The sequence below is a fragment of the Gemmatimonadaceae bacterium genome (assembly GCA_020852815.1).
Classification (GTDB): domain Bacteria; phylum Gemmatimonadota; class Gemmatimonadetes; order Gemmatimonadales; family Gemmatimonadaceae; genus SCN-70-22.
The window spans coordinates 14,802-30,593 of the sequence record JADZAN010000040.1 but is presented as its reverse complement, the minus strand read 5'-3'; the positions used below and the strand labels follow the sequence as shown (position 1 = coordinate 30,593).

14 protein-coding genes and 2 tRNA genes are annotated in these 15,792 nt (G+C 70.0%); 3 read left to right on the top strand and 13 right to left on the bottom strand.

Annotated elements, in window-relative coordinates:
• The first annotated feature begins 51 nt into the window (after window positions 1-51).
• From IT359_19290 to IT359_19280, 3 genes are all read left to right on the top strand, one after another.
• A complete protein-coding gene (locus tag IT359_19290) occupies window positions 52-1,107 on the top strand; it encodes a D-glycero-beta-D-manno-heptose-7-phosphate kinase (GenBank protein MCC6931143.1) in 1,056 nt (351 codons plus the stop codon).
• An 81-nt stretch (window positions 1,108-1,188) separates the two neighbouring features.
• Window positions 1,189-1,262, top strand: a tRNA-Ile gene (locus IT359_19285).
• 212 nt (window positions 1,263-1,474) lie between these two features.
• A tRNA-Val gene (locus IT359_19280) sits at window positions 1,475-1,548 on the top strand.
• A 163-nt stretch (window positions 1,549-1,711) separates the two neighbouring features.
• Here IT359_19280 and gmd read toward each other — a convergent pair.
• From gmd to IT359_19215, 13 genes are all read right to left on the bottom strand, one after another.
• Window positions 1,712-2,719, bottom strand: coding sequence for a GDP-mannose 4,6-dehydratase (gene gmd, locus IT359_19275; GenBank protein ID MCC6931142.1), 1,008 nt, complete (start codon window positions 2,717-2,719; stop codon window positions 1,712-1,714).
• A gap of 89 nt (window positions 2,720-2,808) precedes the next feature.
• On the bottom strand, window positions 2,809-4,263 hold the full coding sequence (hflX, locus tag IT359_19270; GenBank protein ID MCC6931141.1) for a GTPase HflX: 1,455 nt from the start codon (window positions 4,261-4,263) through the stop codon (window positions 2,809-2,811).
• Between the two features lie 36 nt (window positions 4,264-4,299).
• Window positions 4,300-4,800 carry an LEA type 2 family protein gene (locus IT359_19265; GenBank protein ID MCC6931140.1) on the bottom strand — a complete coding sequence of 167 codons (501 nt, stop codon included), beginning with the start codon at window positions 4,798-4,800 and terminating at the stop codon, window positions 4,300-4,302.
• 1 nt (window position 4,801) lies between these two features.
• Window positions 4,802-6,094 carry a replication-associated recombination protein A gene (locus IT359_19260; GenBank protein MCC6931139.1) on the bottom strand — a complete coding sequence of 431 codons (1,293 nt, stop codon included), beginning with the start codon at window positions 6,092-6,094 and terminating at the stop codon, window positions 4,802-4,804.
• A 77-nt stretch (window positions 6,095-6,171) separates the two neighbouring features.
• A complete protein-coding gene (locus tag IT359_19255; GenBank protein MCC6931138.1) occupies window positions 6,172-6,795 on the bottom strand; it encodes a hypothetical protein in 624 nt (207 codons plus the stop codon).
• Window positions 6,796-8,226, bottom strand: a complete 1,431-nt coding sequence (locus tag IT359_19250) for a CCA tRNA nucleotidyltransferase (protein MCC6931137.1) — start codon at window positions 8,224-8,226, stop codon at window positions 6,796-6,798.
• 10 nt (window positions 8,227-8,236) lie between these two features.
• A complete protein-coding gene (locus IT359_19245) occupies window positions 8,237-9,169 on the bottom strand; it encodes an asparaginase (GenBank protein MCC6931136.1) in 933 nt (310 codons plus the stop codon).
• Window positions 9,170-9,201: 32 nt separating this feature from the next.
• Window positions 9,202-9,957 (bottom strand): SDR family oxidoreductase, encoded by a 756-nt coding sequence (locus IT359_19240; GenBank protein ID MCC6931135.1) that lies wholly within the window; start codon window positions 9,955-9,957, stop codon window positions 9,202-9,204.
• A gap of 91 nt (window positions 9,958-10,048) precedes the next feature.
• A complete protein-coding gene (locus IT359_19235) occupies window positions 10,049-10,681 on the bottom strand; it encodes an SIS domain-containing protein (protein ID MCC6931134.1) in 633 nt (210 codons plus the stop codon).
• 54 nt (window positions 10,682-10,735) lie between these two features.
• Window positions 10,736-11,488 carry a hypothetical protein gene (locus tag IT359_19230; GenBank protein ID MCC6931133.1) on the bottom strand — a complete coding sequence of 251 codons (753 nt, stop codon included), beginning with the start codon at window positions 11,486-11,488 and terminating at the stop codon, window positions 10,736-10,738.
• A complete protein-coding gene (locus tag IT359_19225) occupies window positions 11,485-11,862 on the bottom strand; it encodes a hypothetical protein (protein MCC6931132.1) in 378 nt (125 codons plus the stop codon). Before IT359_19225 ends, IT359_19230 begins: the two co-directional genes overlap by 4 nt.
• On the bottom strand, window positions 11,859-14,615 hold the full coding sequence (gene alaS, locus IT359_19220; protein MCC6931131.1) for an alanine--tRNA ligase: 2,757 nt from the start codon (window positions 14,613-14,615) through the stop codon (window positions 11,859-11,861). Before alaS ends, IT359_19225 begins: the two co-directional genes overlap by 4 nt.
• Before the next feature lie 67 nt (window positions 14,616-14,682).
• Window positions 14,683-15,309 (bottom strand): RecX family transcriptional regulator, encoded by a 627-nt coding sequence (locus IT359_19215; protein ID MCC6931130.1) that lies wholly within the window; start codon window positions 15,307-15,309, stop codon window positions 14,683-14,685.
• Between the last annotated feature and the right edge of the window lie 483 nt (window positions 15,310-15,792).

Sequence of the window (15,792 nt, the reverse complement as noted above, 5' to 3'; positions counted from 1 at the left end):
CGGATGGGGATCGTTGACCCTTCCCGATATGCCCTCCTAGCTTCCCCCGCCATGACCTCCTCTCGCGAATTGGCCGGCCACACGCCGCGCGGCACCCCCGCCGTCTCATCGCCCGCCTCTCACCTGTCCCGCACTCGGCTGGTGGAGCTACTGGGGCGCATCCCAGGTCGGCGCGTGGCGATCGTTGGCGACGCCATGCTCGATGTGTACCTGCGCGGCGACGTCGATCGCATCTCACCCGAGGCGCCGGTTCCGGTGGTGCGGGTGCGCGAGCGCAAGCATGCACTTGGCGGGGCGGCGAACGTTGCGCAGAACGTGGCCGCGGCTCGTGCCACCGGGACGCTGGTGGCGGCGATCGGGAGCGACGAGGGAGGCGAGCGCCTGCGCCGCATGCTGCTCGAGATCGGCTCCGACGATTCCGCGCTGATCGCCGTACGGCGCCCCACGACGACCAAGACGCGATTGGTGGCCCGCGCGCAGCAGGTGGTGCGGTTCGACGAGGAGGACGACGGCGACCTGGCAGGCGACGAGGTGTCGCGCGTTCTGGCGGCGCTGGACCGCGTGCTGGCGACCGCCGACGCGCTGGTGCTGGAGGACTACAACAAGGGAGTGCTGGTCCCCGAGGTGATCCGGCACGCCATCGCCCGCGCGCTGGCGCGCGAGATCCCGATCGTGGTCGATCCCAAGTTCCGCAACTTCTTCGCCTATCGCGGGGCGACCATCTTCAAGCCAAACCGGCGGGAGCTGGAGTCGGCGTTAGGCGCGGCCGTGCACCTCGACGACGCGGGCGCCCTTCCCGACACGCTGGAGCGCCTGGGGGCCCGCCACCTCCTCCTCACGCTGGGCGAACGCGGGATGGCGCTGGTTTCCCCGGACGGCCAGGTGCAACGCATCCCGACCACCGCACGCGAGGTGTACGACGTGGTGGGCGCGGGCGACACCGTCACGGCGTACCTGGCAACCGCGCTGGCCGCCGGCGCCACGCCGATGGAAGCCGCCGTGGTCGCCAACTTCGCCGCCGGCGTCGAGGTGGGAAAACTCGGCGCCGCGACGGTCACCCCGGAGGAGATCATCGAGGCGTACGACCTTCACGCTGGCGAGTCGTAAGCCGCGCCTGGCGCCGCCTGCGCTCGCTGTCCCCCGCGCCGGCTACCCGCGCCGCCGTTTGGCGAGTATCGTTGCAGGCGCGGGCCCTTAGCTCAGCTGGTTAGAGCAGCGGACTCATAATCCGTCGGTCCTGGGTTCGAGCCCCAGAGGGCCCATCCCGCGCCTCGCGCGCCATTGCACCGCCGTCCGCGAACCGGGCGGCGGTGCGTGTATCGAGCCTCGTGTGCTCGCCTTCCGGCGCGGCCGCCCGCCCGGCGCGCCGAGTTCAGCACCTCGCGAAAGCCAGGACCCTACTACCACCCTCCTGCCGGACCCGTTATCGTACCGATCCCTCGCGCGGCGCTGGTCACGGCCGCCGACGGGTACCGGTCGCATAGCTCAGCTGGTTAGAGCGCTGGTCTCACATACCAGAGGTCCGGGGTTCAAGTCCCTGTGCGACCACTTCTTGACGCCGTCACACGCCAACGCCCCTCGTGTTCGAGGGGCGTTCGTGTTTCCCGGCGGCTTCGGGAGGAGCGACGAGCGTACGAGGCCAGTTCGCCGTCGGGGCGTCGGGGCGACCCCTCGCGAGTCTCTTACCGGCCACGCCCCGGGATACGGCTGACTACTGGCCGGCGCGCGCCTCGCGTTCGGCGAGCTTGAGGTCCGAGTCGACCATCATCGTCACCAATTCGTCGAAGGAGACCTTGGGGCTCCACCCCAGCTTCTCGCGCGCCTTCGACGCGTCGCCGTGCAGGTGGTCCACCTCCGACGGACGCAGGTAACGCTCGTCGAGCGTCACGTGGCGCTGCCAGTCCAGGTTCACGTGCCCGAACGCCTTCTCCACGAACTCACGCACCGAGTGCGACTCGCCGGTGGCGACCACGTAGTCGTCCGGCCACGGCTGCTGGAGCATGCGCCACATGGCGTCCACGTAGTCACCGGCAAAGCCCCAGTCGCGCCGCGCGTCCAGGTTGCCCAGCGCCAGCTTCTGCTGCGTCCCCATGGCGATGCGCGCCACGGCCATCGAGATCTTCCGCGTCACGAACGACTCGCCGCGGCGCGGCGACTCGTGATTGAAGAGGATCCCGTTGCAGCAGAACATCCCGAAGGCCTCACGATGGTTCACCGAGTACCAGTGCGCGGCCAGCTTGCTCACCGCGTACGGCGAGCGCGGATGGAACGGCGTCGACTCGCCCTGCGGCGGCGGCGTGGCGCCAAACATCTCCGACGAGCCGGCCTGGTAGAACTTCACGTGCCGCCGGGTGCGATCGATGTGCTCGCGCACCGCCTCCAGCAGGCGCAACGTCCCGGTCGCCACGATATCGGCCGTGTACTCGGGCTGGTCGAACGAGACCCGCACGTGCGACTGCGCGGCCAGGTTGTAGACCTCGTCGGGCGTGGTGGCCTCGACGATGCGCCGCATCGATGACCCGTCGGCCATGTCGCCGTAGTGCAGATGCAACTGCCCGTTGGTGTGCGACGGGCCCACGGCGATATGGTCGATGCGCCCACGGTTGAACGTGGAGGCGCGCCGCACCAGGCCGTGCACATCGTAGCCCTTCGCGAGCAGGAGTTCCGCGAGGTACGACCCGTCCTGTCCGGTGATTCCGGTGATGAGTGCTCGTGGCATGCTGGAAAACTAAGCGCGGGACACGGCGCCGGCTCGCTCGGCGCGCGCCGGCGAAGCGGATCGCCAAGCTTCGAAGCTGGATGGCGCGATCACGCCTTGACGGCGGCGGTCGTCCCCGCTTCCACCACCGACGCACCGGCCCGGAGCACACGCCCCAGCGTAGCCTCGTCGAGGCGCACCTGGACAAAGAGCCCCTCGTCGGTGTGGCGCTGGGTCACGACCTCACCCGAACGATGCAGTTCGGCGAGGAGCTTCCCGTCGCCGTGTCCCAACCGTAGTTCGACAACGGGCTTGAACCGGCGAACGCGCTCGCGCAGCGCCTCGCGCAACGGCTCCAATCCGCCGGGCGCGACGCTGGAAACGACGACCGAATTGGGGAAGAGCTGCCGCACCCGCGTCCCCAGCCCATCGAGTTCGCCCGGTGAGAGGTTGTCGCTCTTGTTGAAGACGTAGAGCATTGGCGTCTCGCGCGCGCCGAGCTCGGCGATGACCTCGTCCACCACCTCGCGCTGCTCCTCCCACGAGCCGTGCGACGCATCGATGATGTGCAGCAGCAGGTCGGCCTCGTGCAACTCCTCGAGCGTGGCGCGAAACGACGCGATGAGGTGGTGCGGAAGCTTGCGGATGAAGCCCACGGTGTCGGTGAGGACGATACGCTGCCCTTCCCCCAGGTCGACTTCTCGCGACAACGGGTCGAGCGTGGCAAACAGACGATCCTCGACGAAGATGTCCTGGCTCCCCGACATCGCGCGCAGGATCGACGACTTTCCCGCGTTGGTGTAGCCCACCAGCGCAGCGCGGAACTCGCCGCGTCGCCCGTGGCGTTGCACCTCACGGGTGCGCTGCACCTCGGCGAGCCGCTCCTTCAGGATGCGGATGCGGTGGCCAATGAGGCGACGGTCGGTTTCGAGCTGCGTTTCGCCCGGGCCTCGCATCCCGATCCCGCCGCGGAACTTCTCGAGGTGCGTCCACATCCGCGTGAGGCGCGGCAGCAGGTAGTTCAGCTGCGCCAACTCGACCTGCATCTTCGCCTCGCGCGTACGCGCCCGCGTGGCGAAGATGTCGAGGATCAGCTCGGCGCGGTCCATCACACGCTTTCCGATCAGGTCCTCGATGTTCTTCCCCTGCGCCGGTGAAAGCTCATCGTCGAAGATGACGAGCGTGGCATCCTCGTTGGCCACGCGCTCCTTGAGCTCCTCGATCTTCCCCTTCCCCAGGTAGGTTCCCGGATGCGGGCGATCGAGCTGCTGCGTCAGCGTCCCGATGACTTGCGCCCCCGCCGTGTCGGCCAGGCGTTCGAGTTCCTCGAGATGCTCGTCGACGTGGTGACGGGCCTGCGTCCCCTTGCGCGGCGCGCCAACCAGAATGGCGCGCTCGACGGGGATGGTGAGGGAGATGAGGTCGCGACTGATGGGAGGAGGGATGAAGGGGTGCGCGCGCACCGGACGATGCGCGCCCCGCCAACGAGCGGCATCACGTCGGTGGGGAGAGGCAATCGCGCCATGCGAAGTGGTGGACGCCCTGTGGAAGCTCGGCGGTCGCATCCCCTGAAACAAGGGCGCCGCCGGTGCGGGACCTCGCTATTCGCGCGAGTTCCCCTGAAGCGTCGAGAACCGTCCCGTCTGGTCGTACGGCCGAGTGAACGAGCCGAGCGGCGTCTGCACGGTGAAGTCGCCAACGACGCGATACAGGACCGTCCCGGTCTGCATCAGCATGCGGCCGGCCGCGCCCACGCCGGAGTACGTGAACGAGAGCGGGAGGCGCACCTCGTTCGTCTTCCCCTCGTCGACGCCGAAGCGCGTGGTATACTCGCCCTCGCCGAACCGTGTCGAGTCGACCATCACCTGATACGTGAGGCGCGTCCCTTCCAATCGGTAGTGGTTGGGATTGTAGACGTCGAGCACGATCTCGATCGAGCCGCCGGCCACCCCGAGCCCGGTGACGCGCGCGTCCTTGAACGTGACGATCGGCTCCTCGAAGCTCGCGCGCCCTAACGACGCGCAGGAGGCCGAGGCGATGAGCATCGCCGGGAGTACCATCGCCTGCACCACCGTCCGTGCACCAAACCACCTGGCGTTCATGTCATTCCTCCGCGGAAGGCGTGTCGGCCGTGCCGCCGCCTCCCATCCGGGTCTTGAGGTCAGTCCACCACTGCATGCGCTTGCCGATATCCTTCTCGAAGCCGTAGGGGCCGGGTTCGTACAACACCGTGTCCCGCAGCGCGTCCGGCAGGTACTCCTGCGGCGTGTACGCCTCAGGGACGGCGTGCGCGTACTGGTACCCCTTTCCATATCCCAGTTCCTTCATCAGGCGCGTGGGTGCGTTGCGGATGTGGAGCGGCACCGGCTCGGCGGGATGCTCGCGCGCCAGGTCCATCGCCGCCTTCCACGCCTCGTACACCCGATTGGACTTGGGAGCGGTCGCGAGGTACACCGCCGCCTCGGCCAGCGCGAGTTCCCCCTCCGGCGTGCCGAGCATGTGGTAGGTGTCACGCGCCGCGAGGGCGACGGTGAGCGCCTGCGGGTCGGCCAGCCCCACATCCTCGGCGGCAAAGCGGATCGTGCGGCGCGCGATGTACATCGGGTCCTCGCCGCCGGCAATCATCCGGGCCAGCCAGTACAGCGCCCCCTGCGGATCGCTCCCGCGCAGCGCCTTGTGATAGGCGGAGATGAGGTTGTAGTGCTCCTCCCCCGATTTGTCGTAGCGTTGCACGCGCAGCTGCATCGCCTCGCGCAGCGTCTCCACCGAGAGGCGTCCGCCACCCCCGACGTGCGTCGCTGCCGCCTCGAGGACGTTGAGGGCGCGGCGCGCGTCGCCGTCGGCCTCGCGTGCCAGCCACTCCAGCGCCCCGTCCTCCACCGTGAGCTGCAACGCGCCCAGCCCGCGCTCGCGATCGTCCACCGCCTGCTGCAACAAGCCGGCGAGTTCGGGAACGGCCAGCGGCTGCAGCACCAGCACGCGCGCCCTGGACAGGAGCGCCCCATTCAACTCGAACGACGGGTTCTCCGTGGTGGCGCCGACCAGGGTGACCACGCCGCGCTCGACGGCGTGCAGGAAGGCGTCCTGCTGCGCGCGATTGAAGCGATGGATCTCGTCGACGAAGAGCACGGTTCCGCGCCCCATCGCGAGCCGCCCTTCGGCCTCGGCGATGATCTCGCGCACGCGCGGAACTCCTTCGGTGACGGCGGAGAACGGGACGAACTCGCGGTCCGTATAGCGCGCGATGAGGAAGCCGAGCGTGGTCTTCCCGGTCCCTGGCGGCCCCCAGAAGATCATCGACGTGACGGTGCCCTTCTCGATCGCCTCGCGCAGCGGCTTGCCGGGGGCGAGAAGGTGCTGTTGCCCCACGTACTCCTCGAGCGTGCGCGGGCGCATGCGCGCCGCGAGCGGCTGTGCGGAGGGGGGCGGCGCGAAGAGCGAGCCCTCGGCGCGCGCCGACGTGCGCTTGCCCTTCACGGGCGCACCTCACCGGCGTCTCGGTCGGCGTCGAGCGCTGGTGCGTCCGTGGCGCGCCCGGGCGACGGCGTCGCCGGTGCGGGCTCCGTGGAAACGCGTTCCAACCCCAGGCGGTTGACCGCGTCGGCCAGCGACGACGACATGGCCGGCGCCGGCGCGAACTCGCCAGCTGCAAGGCGCCAGCTGCGGGGGCGAAGCTCGCGCCGGCGCCGCAGCCCCTTTCCCTGCAGGAGGTAGAGCCAGCGATCCGTGCGCCCGTAGACGAAGAGTTCGAGGTTGGGAGTGATCGTGAGTTGGTCGTCGCTCCCCGTGAGCGTCAGTTCCGCGCCGGCGAACGTCGCCAGCGCCCCCTTGATGCGCGCCACGGCGTCGCGCACGTCGACGAGCGCCAGGTCCTCGCCACGCCAGTGGGAGAGCGATCGGTGGTCGTGCACCTCGACTGCGACTGCTGGTGGGAGGTGTTCCGCCAGGGCGAGGAAGAGTTCGACGACGCGATCGGCGTTGGCCATGACGATCGTCTCGCAGACGCCGTCGCGCTCGCCGAAGGTGAAGCCGTCGCCGTCGCCCCTGAAGTGACGCCAGATGCTTGCATCGGTGTGCGGCCCGCGAATGAACACCATCTACGCCCCCTCCCCGCCGAGCGCCGCCGCCTCGGCGTTCCACGCCTGTACCAGCGCCAGCAGCGTTGCACGGTCATTGCGCCGAGGGTCGTCGACGACCGCATCGCGCAGGCGGCGGAGCGTGGTGCCTAACGCCGGCCCGCGCGACACCCCTCCCTCGCGCAGCAGGTCGTCGCCATCCACGGCCAGGTCGGCGACGTCGACGGGATCGCGATAGGCCACGCGCAGGGCGCGGCGGTAGAGCGAGCGGGCGCGCGCCGGTGCCGCGTTCCGCAGCGCGAGGTCCCCCCCGTCGCCCCACGGCTCCTGGTCGCCGTCGCGCGCGCCATGGGCAACCTCCGCCGCCAGTGCGGCCATCGCGACGCGCATCGTGTCGGCGAGCCGCGTGCGCCCCGCGTCGGCGGCCCAGCGGCGCAGCGTTGCATCTGCCGGCGACGCGGAAACACCCGGCGCGCCCGGCCCCTCGAGCGCTGCACGCAGCGGCGGGCGCAACGCCGACGCCTGCACCGCGAGCGCGGCGATCCAGTCCACGTCACGGTTCGAGAAGCGCAGCTCCCGCAGCGTCCGCACCACGGCGTCGTGCGGCAGCCCCACGAAGAGCGTCGCCAGCCGCAACAGCGTGCGCCGCCGCTTGCGCCCCCCGCTGCGCGTGGCGTCGGGGTGCGCCACGGCGTCGGCGGCGTAGGCAAGCCAGTGCGGCTGGGCGTCGAGCACGGGAACCAGCGCGCGCAGCGCCCCCGCGCTCCGCCACAGCACCATCGAACGGCTCGGGAGTGCCACCTGCTCCATCGTCTTCTCCATCTCCTGCTTCACGCGCTCGCGCGACAGCCGCGGCAGGTGCGGGGCGCTCTCCACGATCGCCGCCCAGGTGGACGGCTCGATGCGAAAGCCCAGGCGCCCGGCAAAGCGCAGCGCCCGCAGTGCGCGCAGCCGGTCCTCGACCATGCGCTCGCGCGCCTGTCCCACCGCCCGCACCACGCCGCGTGCCAGGTCTTCCCTTCCGTTGTAGGGGTCGTACAGGACGGCGGAGAGCGGTGCGTACGCGATGGCGTTGATCGTGAAGTCGCGACGCGCCAGGTCGTCGTCGAGCGAGGCGCCAAACTCCACGACCGCGTGCCGCCCGTCGGTTTGCACGTCGCGCCGGAAGGTGGTGACCTCATGCATGCGCCCGTGCCGGTCCAGCACGCCGATGGTGCCGAATGCCTCGCCCACCGGGACGGTGCGCCTGAAGGCTCGCTTGACTTGTGTAGGGGTGGCCGCCGTCGCCAGGTCCCAGTCCAGGTGCGGGAGCCCAAGCAGCGCGTCGCGCACCGCGCCGCCCACGCACCACGTCTCGTACCCCGCCGCCTCCAGCGTGCGCGCGATCTCCCGCACCTCGTGCGGCGGATCGAGGATCGGCGACGGCTCCGGTCGCGCGCGCGTGGTCGGCATGAGGCAGCGGTCAGTGGTCGAAGACGGCTCGCAACGCGTCGCCCGAGCACCCGGCGCCTAACGCCAGCATCAGGTCGATGCGTGCCTGCTGCGGCCGGCGCGATCCCGTGAAGATCGCCCCGGCATTCGCCAGTTGGCGCCCGCCCCCCGCGTATCCATACGTCGTGCCGACGCGTCCGCGCGGCGCGCGCGATGCCACCACCACGGGGACCCCGTCAGCCAGGCAGCGCGCAATTCCCTCGGCCATCGCCACGGGGACGTTCCCCCGCCCGAGCGCGGCGACCACCAGCCCCTTCGCCGTGGCGCGCGACACGTCCACGAAGCGCGCGTCGGCGCCAGCGTACGCCGTGATCAGGTCGACTGGCGTCGCCAGCGTCGCCGGCGCGAGGATGGGAGCAAAGGGCGGCAGCGTGCGCCGGAAGACGACTTCGCCGTCGTCCACCACGCCAATCGGGCCCAGCCCCGGGCTCTCGAACGCGTCCAGCAGGTGCGTGTGCGCCTTGGTCACGTCCAGCGCCGAGAAGACGCGCCCATTGAGCATCACGAGCGCCCCATGCCCGCGTGCATCGTCCGACGCCGCCACGCGCACCGAGTCGGAGAGGTTCGCCGGACCGTCCCACGACAGTTCGCTCGCGTTGCGCATTGCCCCCGTGAAGACGATGGGCTTCTCCGTCGCGATAGACCGCGTGGCAAGATAGGCCGACTCCTCGATCGTGTCCGTCCCGTGCGTGACGACCACGCCATCGATCGCCGGGTCGTTCACCAGCGCCACCAGCCGGTTGCGCAGCGCCCACTGCCGCTCCACGGTCATGTGCGGTCCGGGAAAGCGCCCCCACTCCTCCACACGCAGCTCGGCGACGTGCTCGATGCCGCGCGCCGCCGCCACGATCTCGTCCGCCCCTAACGACGGAATGGCGCCGCCGACCCCGGCGTCGAAACGCATCGAGATCGTCCCTCCCGTGAACACCATCGCCACTACCCGCACAGGACGCTCCCCCCATTCACGTTCAGGATCTCCCCCGTCACGTGTCGCGCCTCGGGAAGGCACAGCATCACGATGGGCCCGGCGATGTCGGCCGGCGTCGCCACGCGCCCCACGGGGATCCCCGCCGAGATGCGCGCGCGACCGTCGTCGGCAAACGCCCCCTCGCACATCTCCGTGTCCACCCACCCCGGTGCGACCGAGTTGACGGTGATGCCACGGCGCGCGACCTCGATCGCCACCGATTTCGTGAACGAGATCATCGCCCCCTTCGACGCCGCGTAGTCGGCGTGGAACGACTCCCCGCGCTGTCCCGCGGTGCTGCTCACCAGGACGATGCGCCCCCCTTCCCGCATCAGCTGCAACGCTCCCCGCGTCGAGTAGAACATCCCGTCGATGTTCTCGGCCACCGTTCGGCGCCAGCGATCGTCGGACATGTCCGACACCGCCACATCCTCCTCCGGCCAGATCCCCGCGTTCGCCACGAAGATGTCCAGCCCGCCCCACGTGCGCCCCACCTCGGCGTACATCGCATCCACCGCCGCGCGATCCGACAGTTCCGCCGAGATCGCCATCGCCTCGCGCCCCAGCGAGCGCACCGAGCGCACCATGGCCTCGGCCTCGGCAGTACGCGAGCGATAGTGGACGATTACGTCGGCGCCGCACTCGGCGAGGAGTCGCGTCGTCGCGCCCCCGATGCCGCGGGAGCCGCCAGTCACGAGGGCACGCTTGCCGGAGAGAGAGAACATGTGCGCTGAGGAGAGTCTTGAGTGAGGGCCAGGGCGTGCGGTCGCCGAGCATCGGCAGCGCCCTGCGACCGAGGCAGGGGGCGGCAGGCGGTCAGTCGCCTAACGCGTTCTCCACGACCTCGCAGATCAGGTGCTGCACGCACAGGTGAATCTCCTGCGCCCGGTCGGTGCGGTCGGTGGGGATGACGAGGGCAACGTCCGACCGCTCGCGCAGCGCCCCTCCGTCCCGCGCCGAAAGGGAGAGCACCGCCACTCCCTTGCCCCGGGCCACGTCGGCGGCGCGCAGCACGTTCGGCGAGTTGCCGCTGGTTGAGTGGATGATAAGGAGGTCGCCCGGTCGCACCAACGCCTCGACCTGGCGCGCGAAGATCTCGTCGAAGCCGAAGTCGTTCCCCGCCGCCGTCAGCAGCGAGGTGTCGGTCGTGAGCGCAATCGCGGGAAGCGCCCGCCGGTTGCGCATGTAACGCACGACATACTCGGTGGCCATGTGCTGCGCATCGGCCGCCGAGCCGCCGTTTCCGGAAAAGAAGAGCGTTCCGCCGCGGTCCAGGGTTGCGCGGACAAGGGAAGCCGCCCGCGCAATGTCGGGCGCGAGCGCCTCCGCGGTGCGCGTGGCCAGCGCCGCCAGGTCGCGCAATCGCGTCGACGCGTGCGCTCCGGCCATTGTCTCGAACTGGTCCATCGTCCCCTCGTTGCTCCTGTTGCGATGCGGCCCGCCACGCACGGCTGCCGCATCGTCCCCTGAAGGTACCGCCGGCCACACCAGCCGGCGACGTGCCTAACGTCTCGCGAACATCGCCCGCAAGCGCTCCCACAGCGTCCGCTCCCGCGTCACCGGGGGGACCCGCACCGCCACCTCCCCCGCGAGGACGCGGCGCGGGTTCTCCTCAGTCAGCAACGCACCCTGCGCATCGGCCCCAAACTCCCGCAGCCACTGCCGCACCGTCGCCAGGGTCCGCCGGTCCCCGTGATTGTCGCTCGCCAGGATGTCGAAGAGTCCTTCCTCGAGCATCGCGCGCGACAGCGCCGTCACCGGCCCGGTCGACAGGAGGGCCATGGCATCTCCCTGGATCACGACTCCAGCTTCGCGCCACTCGCGCACCGTGTCGAGCGTGGCTCCACGATAGCGCTCGGGATGCGCGATGACGGGGACAAGTCCGGCCGCTCGCAGCCGCAGCAGTTCAGACGTCGACTCGGCGGGGAGCCCGCTTCGCGGAAACTCGACCAGGACGGCGCGCGATTCACCAAGGTGCAGCCCAGTCGCCGTCAGGTCGCAGCCGGGGCGATCGAGCATGATCTCGAACCCCTGCAGCAGCCGGATGCCATCGGGCGCCGCGCCTTGCAGCTGCGCGCGCAGCTCGGCATGCGCCGCCACCGGTGCGCTCCCCGCCTGCGACGCGTTGAGGTGCGACGTGCAGGCAACCGTGTGGACGCCGTCGGCGACAAACCGCTCCAGCACACGCACCGAATTGTCCAGCGTGCGTGAGCCATCGTCGACGCCCGGCAGGAGATGCGTGTGCAGGTCGATCACGCCGTATCCGCGCGCTCGGCGAAGTAGCGCATGGCGTGCTCGCACTGCGCCTCGAGCCGTTCGGGGCAATCGCCGAGCGCTTCCATCGCGTACGTGGCGAGCGCATCGGCGGCGAGCAGCTCCAGTGCGCTCGCACGCTCCGTCTCCTGGTCGCGCAACAACCGTTCGAGCACCGCCCCAGCCGCGCGTAGCAGCTCGGCGGCCGTTGCGTCGCCTGTCGCCGCGCTGCCAGCTGCAACGCTGCCAGTTGCAACGCTGCCAGTTGCAGCGCTCTCCGCATGCGCAGCGGCGATAGCCCGCACCCGCGACGCGAGCGCCGCGGGCGATGCCGAGTCGCGCTCGGCGAGCCAGTCGAGAACCGCGGGTGACGTCACGCGCCAAGGAGATTGCGGACCGTGCGCTCCAGCGCCGCCAGCGCCTCGGGAATCCGTGCGGCATCGGGAATCCCCGCCTGCGCCATGTGCGGCTTTCCGCCGCCGCGCCCCCCCGCCACCTGCGCAAGCTCCTTGATCACCGCGTCGGCGCGCACACCACGATCGCGCGCATCGTCGGTTGCAACGACGAGGATCGTACTCTTCCCGTCCTCGAACGTCGCGCCTAACGCCGCCACGCCGCTCCCCAGTTGCTCGCGCAAGGCATCGCCCAGCCCCTGCAGCGTCTTCACGTCGGGTGCCTGCATCATCGAGGCGACAAGGCGCAAGCCCTCCACCACCGGTGCCGCCGCGATCAGCGACTTCACCTGGTCGCCGCCCCCCTTCATCGCCTCGTCGAGCCGCTTCTCCAGCACCTTGCGATCGTCGAGCAGCCCCTGCACGCGCTTGATCGTCGTCTCCGGCGTTGCCTTGAGCAGCTCGCCAACGCGCGAAAGCGTCCGCTCGCGCTCGCGCATCACCTCGAACGCGCGCGGCCCCGTCACTGCCTCGATGCGGCGAACGCCCGCCGCCACGCCGGTCTCACCCAGGATCTTGAACAGCGAGATCTGCCCCGTATTGCGCACGTGCGTCCCCCCGCACAGCTCCACCGAGAGCCCCGGGATCTTCACCACGCGCACCACGTCGCCGTACTTCTCGCCAAAGAGCGCCATCGCCCCCTCGGCGACCGCCGCCTTGTACCCCTTCTGCTCCGTGCGCACATCGACCGACGCCCAGATCCCGCGGTTCACCGCCAGCTCGATCTCGTCCAGCACCTCGGGCTTGATGGGGCCATGGTGCGTGAAGTCGAAACGGAGGCGATCGGGCGCCACCAGGGATCCTGCCTGGTGCACATGCTCGCCTAACGCCGCGCGCAGCGCCGAGTGCAGGAGGTGCGTGGCGGTGTGGTTGCGTTCCGTGTCGCGACGGCGATCGCTGGGAACGCGCGCCGTCGCCGTCCCGAAGTCGATCGCCCCCGTCAGCTTCCCGATGGCGGCGATTCGACCGTCGATCTTCTTCACGTCATCGACGTCCACGCGCCACCCGGTCCCGACAATCTCGCCGCGATCGCTCACCTGCCCCCCCGACTCGGCGTAGAACGGCGTCTCGCGCAGCATCACCGCGACGCGGTTGTCGTCGAGCCGCCGGACGGCCGTCACCTGCGACTCGATCTCCACCGCGTCGTAGCCGACGAACTGCGTGTCGTCGAAGGCCGACGCCCCCGCCCCCGTCCGCTCCCAGCGCGCTGCATCGGCCAGCTCGTCAGCCACCACGCCCAGCTTCCGGGCCCGACGCTCCTCCTGCGACTGGTGCCGCTGCGCGCCTAACGCCGCCTCGAAGCCGGCAATGTCCACCGCGTAGCCACGCTCACGCGCCATCAGGTCGGTAAGGTCGATCGGGAAGCCATAGGTGTCGTAGAGCCTGAATGCGTCCTCGCCACTGATGGTCCCGCGCAGGTGGGTCGACCCCTGCGTCGACCCCACAGCGGGCGCCAACTGGTCGAAGCGCGACATCCCCCCTTCGATCGTCGCGAGGAATCGCTCCTCCTCGGCGCGCGTCGTCTCCAGCACGTGCGACGCACGCTGCCGCAGCTCGGGGTACTGCTCTCCCATCTCGTCGATCACCGACTGCACCACGTGCACCAGCGTCGGTTCGCGACGCCCGAGGAGCCAGGCGTGGCGCACCGCCCGTCGCAGAATGCGACGCAGCACGTATCCACGTCCCTCGTTCGACGGAAAGACGCCGTCCGCCAGGAGGAAGCTCACCGCGCGCGCGTGGTCGGCCAGGACGCGATACGACGCGCTGTGCTCGTCGAGGATGCGCGATCCGTCAGGCGCAAAGCCGCAGTACGGGCGCCCCACCGTCCGCTCGATCGCGGCGAGCATTGGGGCGAAGACGTCCGTGTGGAAGTTGTTCGTCACCGCTTGCTGCACCGCCGCGATGCGCTCCAACCCCGCGCCCGTGTCGACCGAAGGCTTGGGGAGCGGGACCAACGTCCCATCCGGCTGCCGGTCGAACTGCATGAAGACCAGGTTCCAGATCTCGAGAAAGCGCCCCGCCTCTGCCCCTTCGACGAAAGCATCGGTCGAGAACTCCGTCCGGTCCAGTTCCGTCCACTCGCCTGAGGCCCCCGCAGGGAACGCCCAGTCGTTGGACAGGTGCGCCAAGTCGACGTACAACTCCGAGCACGGACCGCACGGCCCAGTGTCGGCCATCTGCCAGAAGTTGTCCTTCTCCCCCAGGCCGTAGATGCGAGCGTCAGGGAGCCCGGCAATCTCGCGCCACAACGCGCGCGCCTCGTCGTCCTCGCGGAAGACCGAGACCCGCACATGCCGAGCATCGATGCCCAGGTTCCCCTCCGACTGCGGCCCGGTGACGAACTCCCACGCGAACCTAATCGCATCGCGCTTGAAGTAGTCGCCGAAGGAGAAGTTCCCCAGCATCTCGAAGAACGTGTGGTGCCGCGCCGTGTGGCCAACCTGCTCCAGATCGTTATGCTTGCCGCCGGCCCGGACGCACTTCTGCGACGTCGCCGCGCGACGACCGGTCGCCGGGACCTCGAGGCCGAGGAAGACCTTCTTGAACTGGACCATCCCCGCGTTGGTGAACAACAGCGTGGGATCATCACCGGGGACGAGCGACGAACTCGGCAACACGGCGTGCGCGTTGCGCTGGAAGTACGCCAGGAATCGGGAGCGAATATCGGAGGCACGCATGGCCCCCAATATAGCGGCCCCCCGGTGCGTTTCTTAAGCCGACGGCGCCGAGGCAGGCGCCCGGACGCTACTCCTCACCCAGCTCGGACCCAACGTCGTCGTCCCCCGATTCACCACCCTCGAGTGGCGCGTCGGCGCGCCCCATCACGTCGCGCAGCACACGAGCTACGACGTCGGGCGCATATCCCCGGCGCGCCAGGAAGGCGTACAGTCGCTTGCGCCGTGTGGGGAGATCGTAGGAGCGGAGCGATCGCAGTCGCTTCTCCGCCGCCGCGCGCGCCGCCCCTTCCTCGTCCAGCTCCACCTCGTCAAGCGTCTCGGCGATCGCCTCGTCGACGACGCGCCGCGTCACCCCCCGCCGTTGCAGCTCCTCCGCAATTCTGCGCTTCGAGACTCCCCCGCCCACCACGCGCGAACGCGCGACCTGGCGAGCGTACTCGCGGTCGTCGAGCACGCCAAGCGCCTGCAGCCGCACGATGGCCTCGACGATGGCATCGTCGGCGGCTCCCGCTCGTCGCAATCGCAGCCGAAGCTCTCGCGCGCTGCGAGCCCGAACCGCCAACAGCTCCACCGCCTTGTCGAATACCGCGAGGCGGGCCGCCGCCAACCGCAGCCGATCGGCGCCGGCCGTATCGATGTCGGCGCCGACCTTGAGTCCCAGCTCGGCGACCAGTTCTGCGGAAACGGTTGCCACCGGACGCCCGTCGACTGCGACAACGAATCGCGCACTCCCCGCACGCCGCTCCTGGAGCCCACTGACGCGCCCCGCCGGAACCTCGTCCACCTCGCCCAATGCGCGCCGTACGCCGTCACGCTTCCCGGTTCCACGCACGCCCCCGCCCCGCCCCCGCCCCGCGCCGGAGGCAGCGTCTCCACCTCGCTCCTGATCGCCTCGATCCGACATAGCGCTCACCTCATCACTCTCTGGCCCCCTTCCCCTCATCGACCGGTCCAAACGTCACACCTTCGCCTGTCTCGTCCCCAGCGTTCGGTGGGGCAGGCTTCTCGTTCCCAGCCGTCGCGGGATCAGGCTTCTCGTCGTCGAGCGTCGCCACGCGAAGCAAGAGAGGCCGGAGGGAGGCCCGCTGAGCAATGTGGGGTACCGGGCCCCAACATCCTCAGAAGACAACCCTCCGGCCCCAGATTCCTGCCGGCGTTCCCAGCGCAGCTCGGCCAA

What these genes read in the sequence shown, in the direction of transcription:
- IT359_19290 (MCC6931143.1), top strand. Translation starts at nt 52, where the DNA reads ATGACCTCCTCTCGCGAATTGGCCGGCCACACGCCGCGCGGCACCCCC.
- gmd (MCC6931142.1), bottom strand. Translation starts at nt 2,719, where the DNA reads ATGCCACGAGCACTCATCACCGGAATCACCGGACAGGACGGGTCGTAC.
- hflX (MCC6931141.1), bottom strand. Translation starts at nt 4,263, where the DNA reads ATGCGACCGCCGAGCTTCCACAGGGCGTCCACCACTTCGCATGGCGCG.
- IT359_19265 (MCC6931140.1), bottom strand. Translation starts at nt 4,800, where the DNA reads ATGAACGCCAGGTGGTTTGGTGCACGGACGGTGGTGCAGGCGATGGTA.
- IT359_19260 (MCC6931139.1), bottom strand. Translation starts at nt 6,094, where the DNA reads ATGCGCCCGCGCACGCTCGAGGAGTACGTGGGGCAACAGCACCTTCTC.
- IT359_19255 (MCC6931138.1), bottom strand. Translation starts at nt 6,795, where the DNA reads ATGGTGTTCATTCGCGGGCCGCACACCGATGCAAGCATCTGGCGTCAC.
- IT359_19250 (MCC6931137.1), bottom strand. Translation starts at nt 8,226, where the DNA reads ATGCCGACCACGCGCGCGCGACCGGAGCCGTCGCCGATCCTCGATCCG.
- IT359_19245 (MCC6931136.1), bottom strand. Translation starts at nt 9,169, where the DNA reads ATGCGTTTCGACGCCGGGGTCGGCGGCGCCATTCCGTCGTTAGGGGCG.
- IT359_19240 (MCC6931135.1), bottom strand. Translation starts at nt 9,957, where the DNA reads ATGTTCTCTCTCTCCGGCAAGCGTGCCCTCGTGACTGGCGGCTCCCGC.
- alaS (MCC6931131.1), bottom strand. Translation starts at nt 14,615, where the DNA reads ATGCGTGCCTCCGATATTCGCTCCCGATTCCTGGCGTACTTCCAGCGC.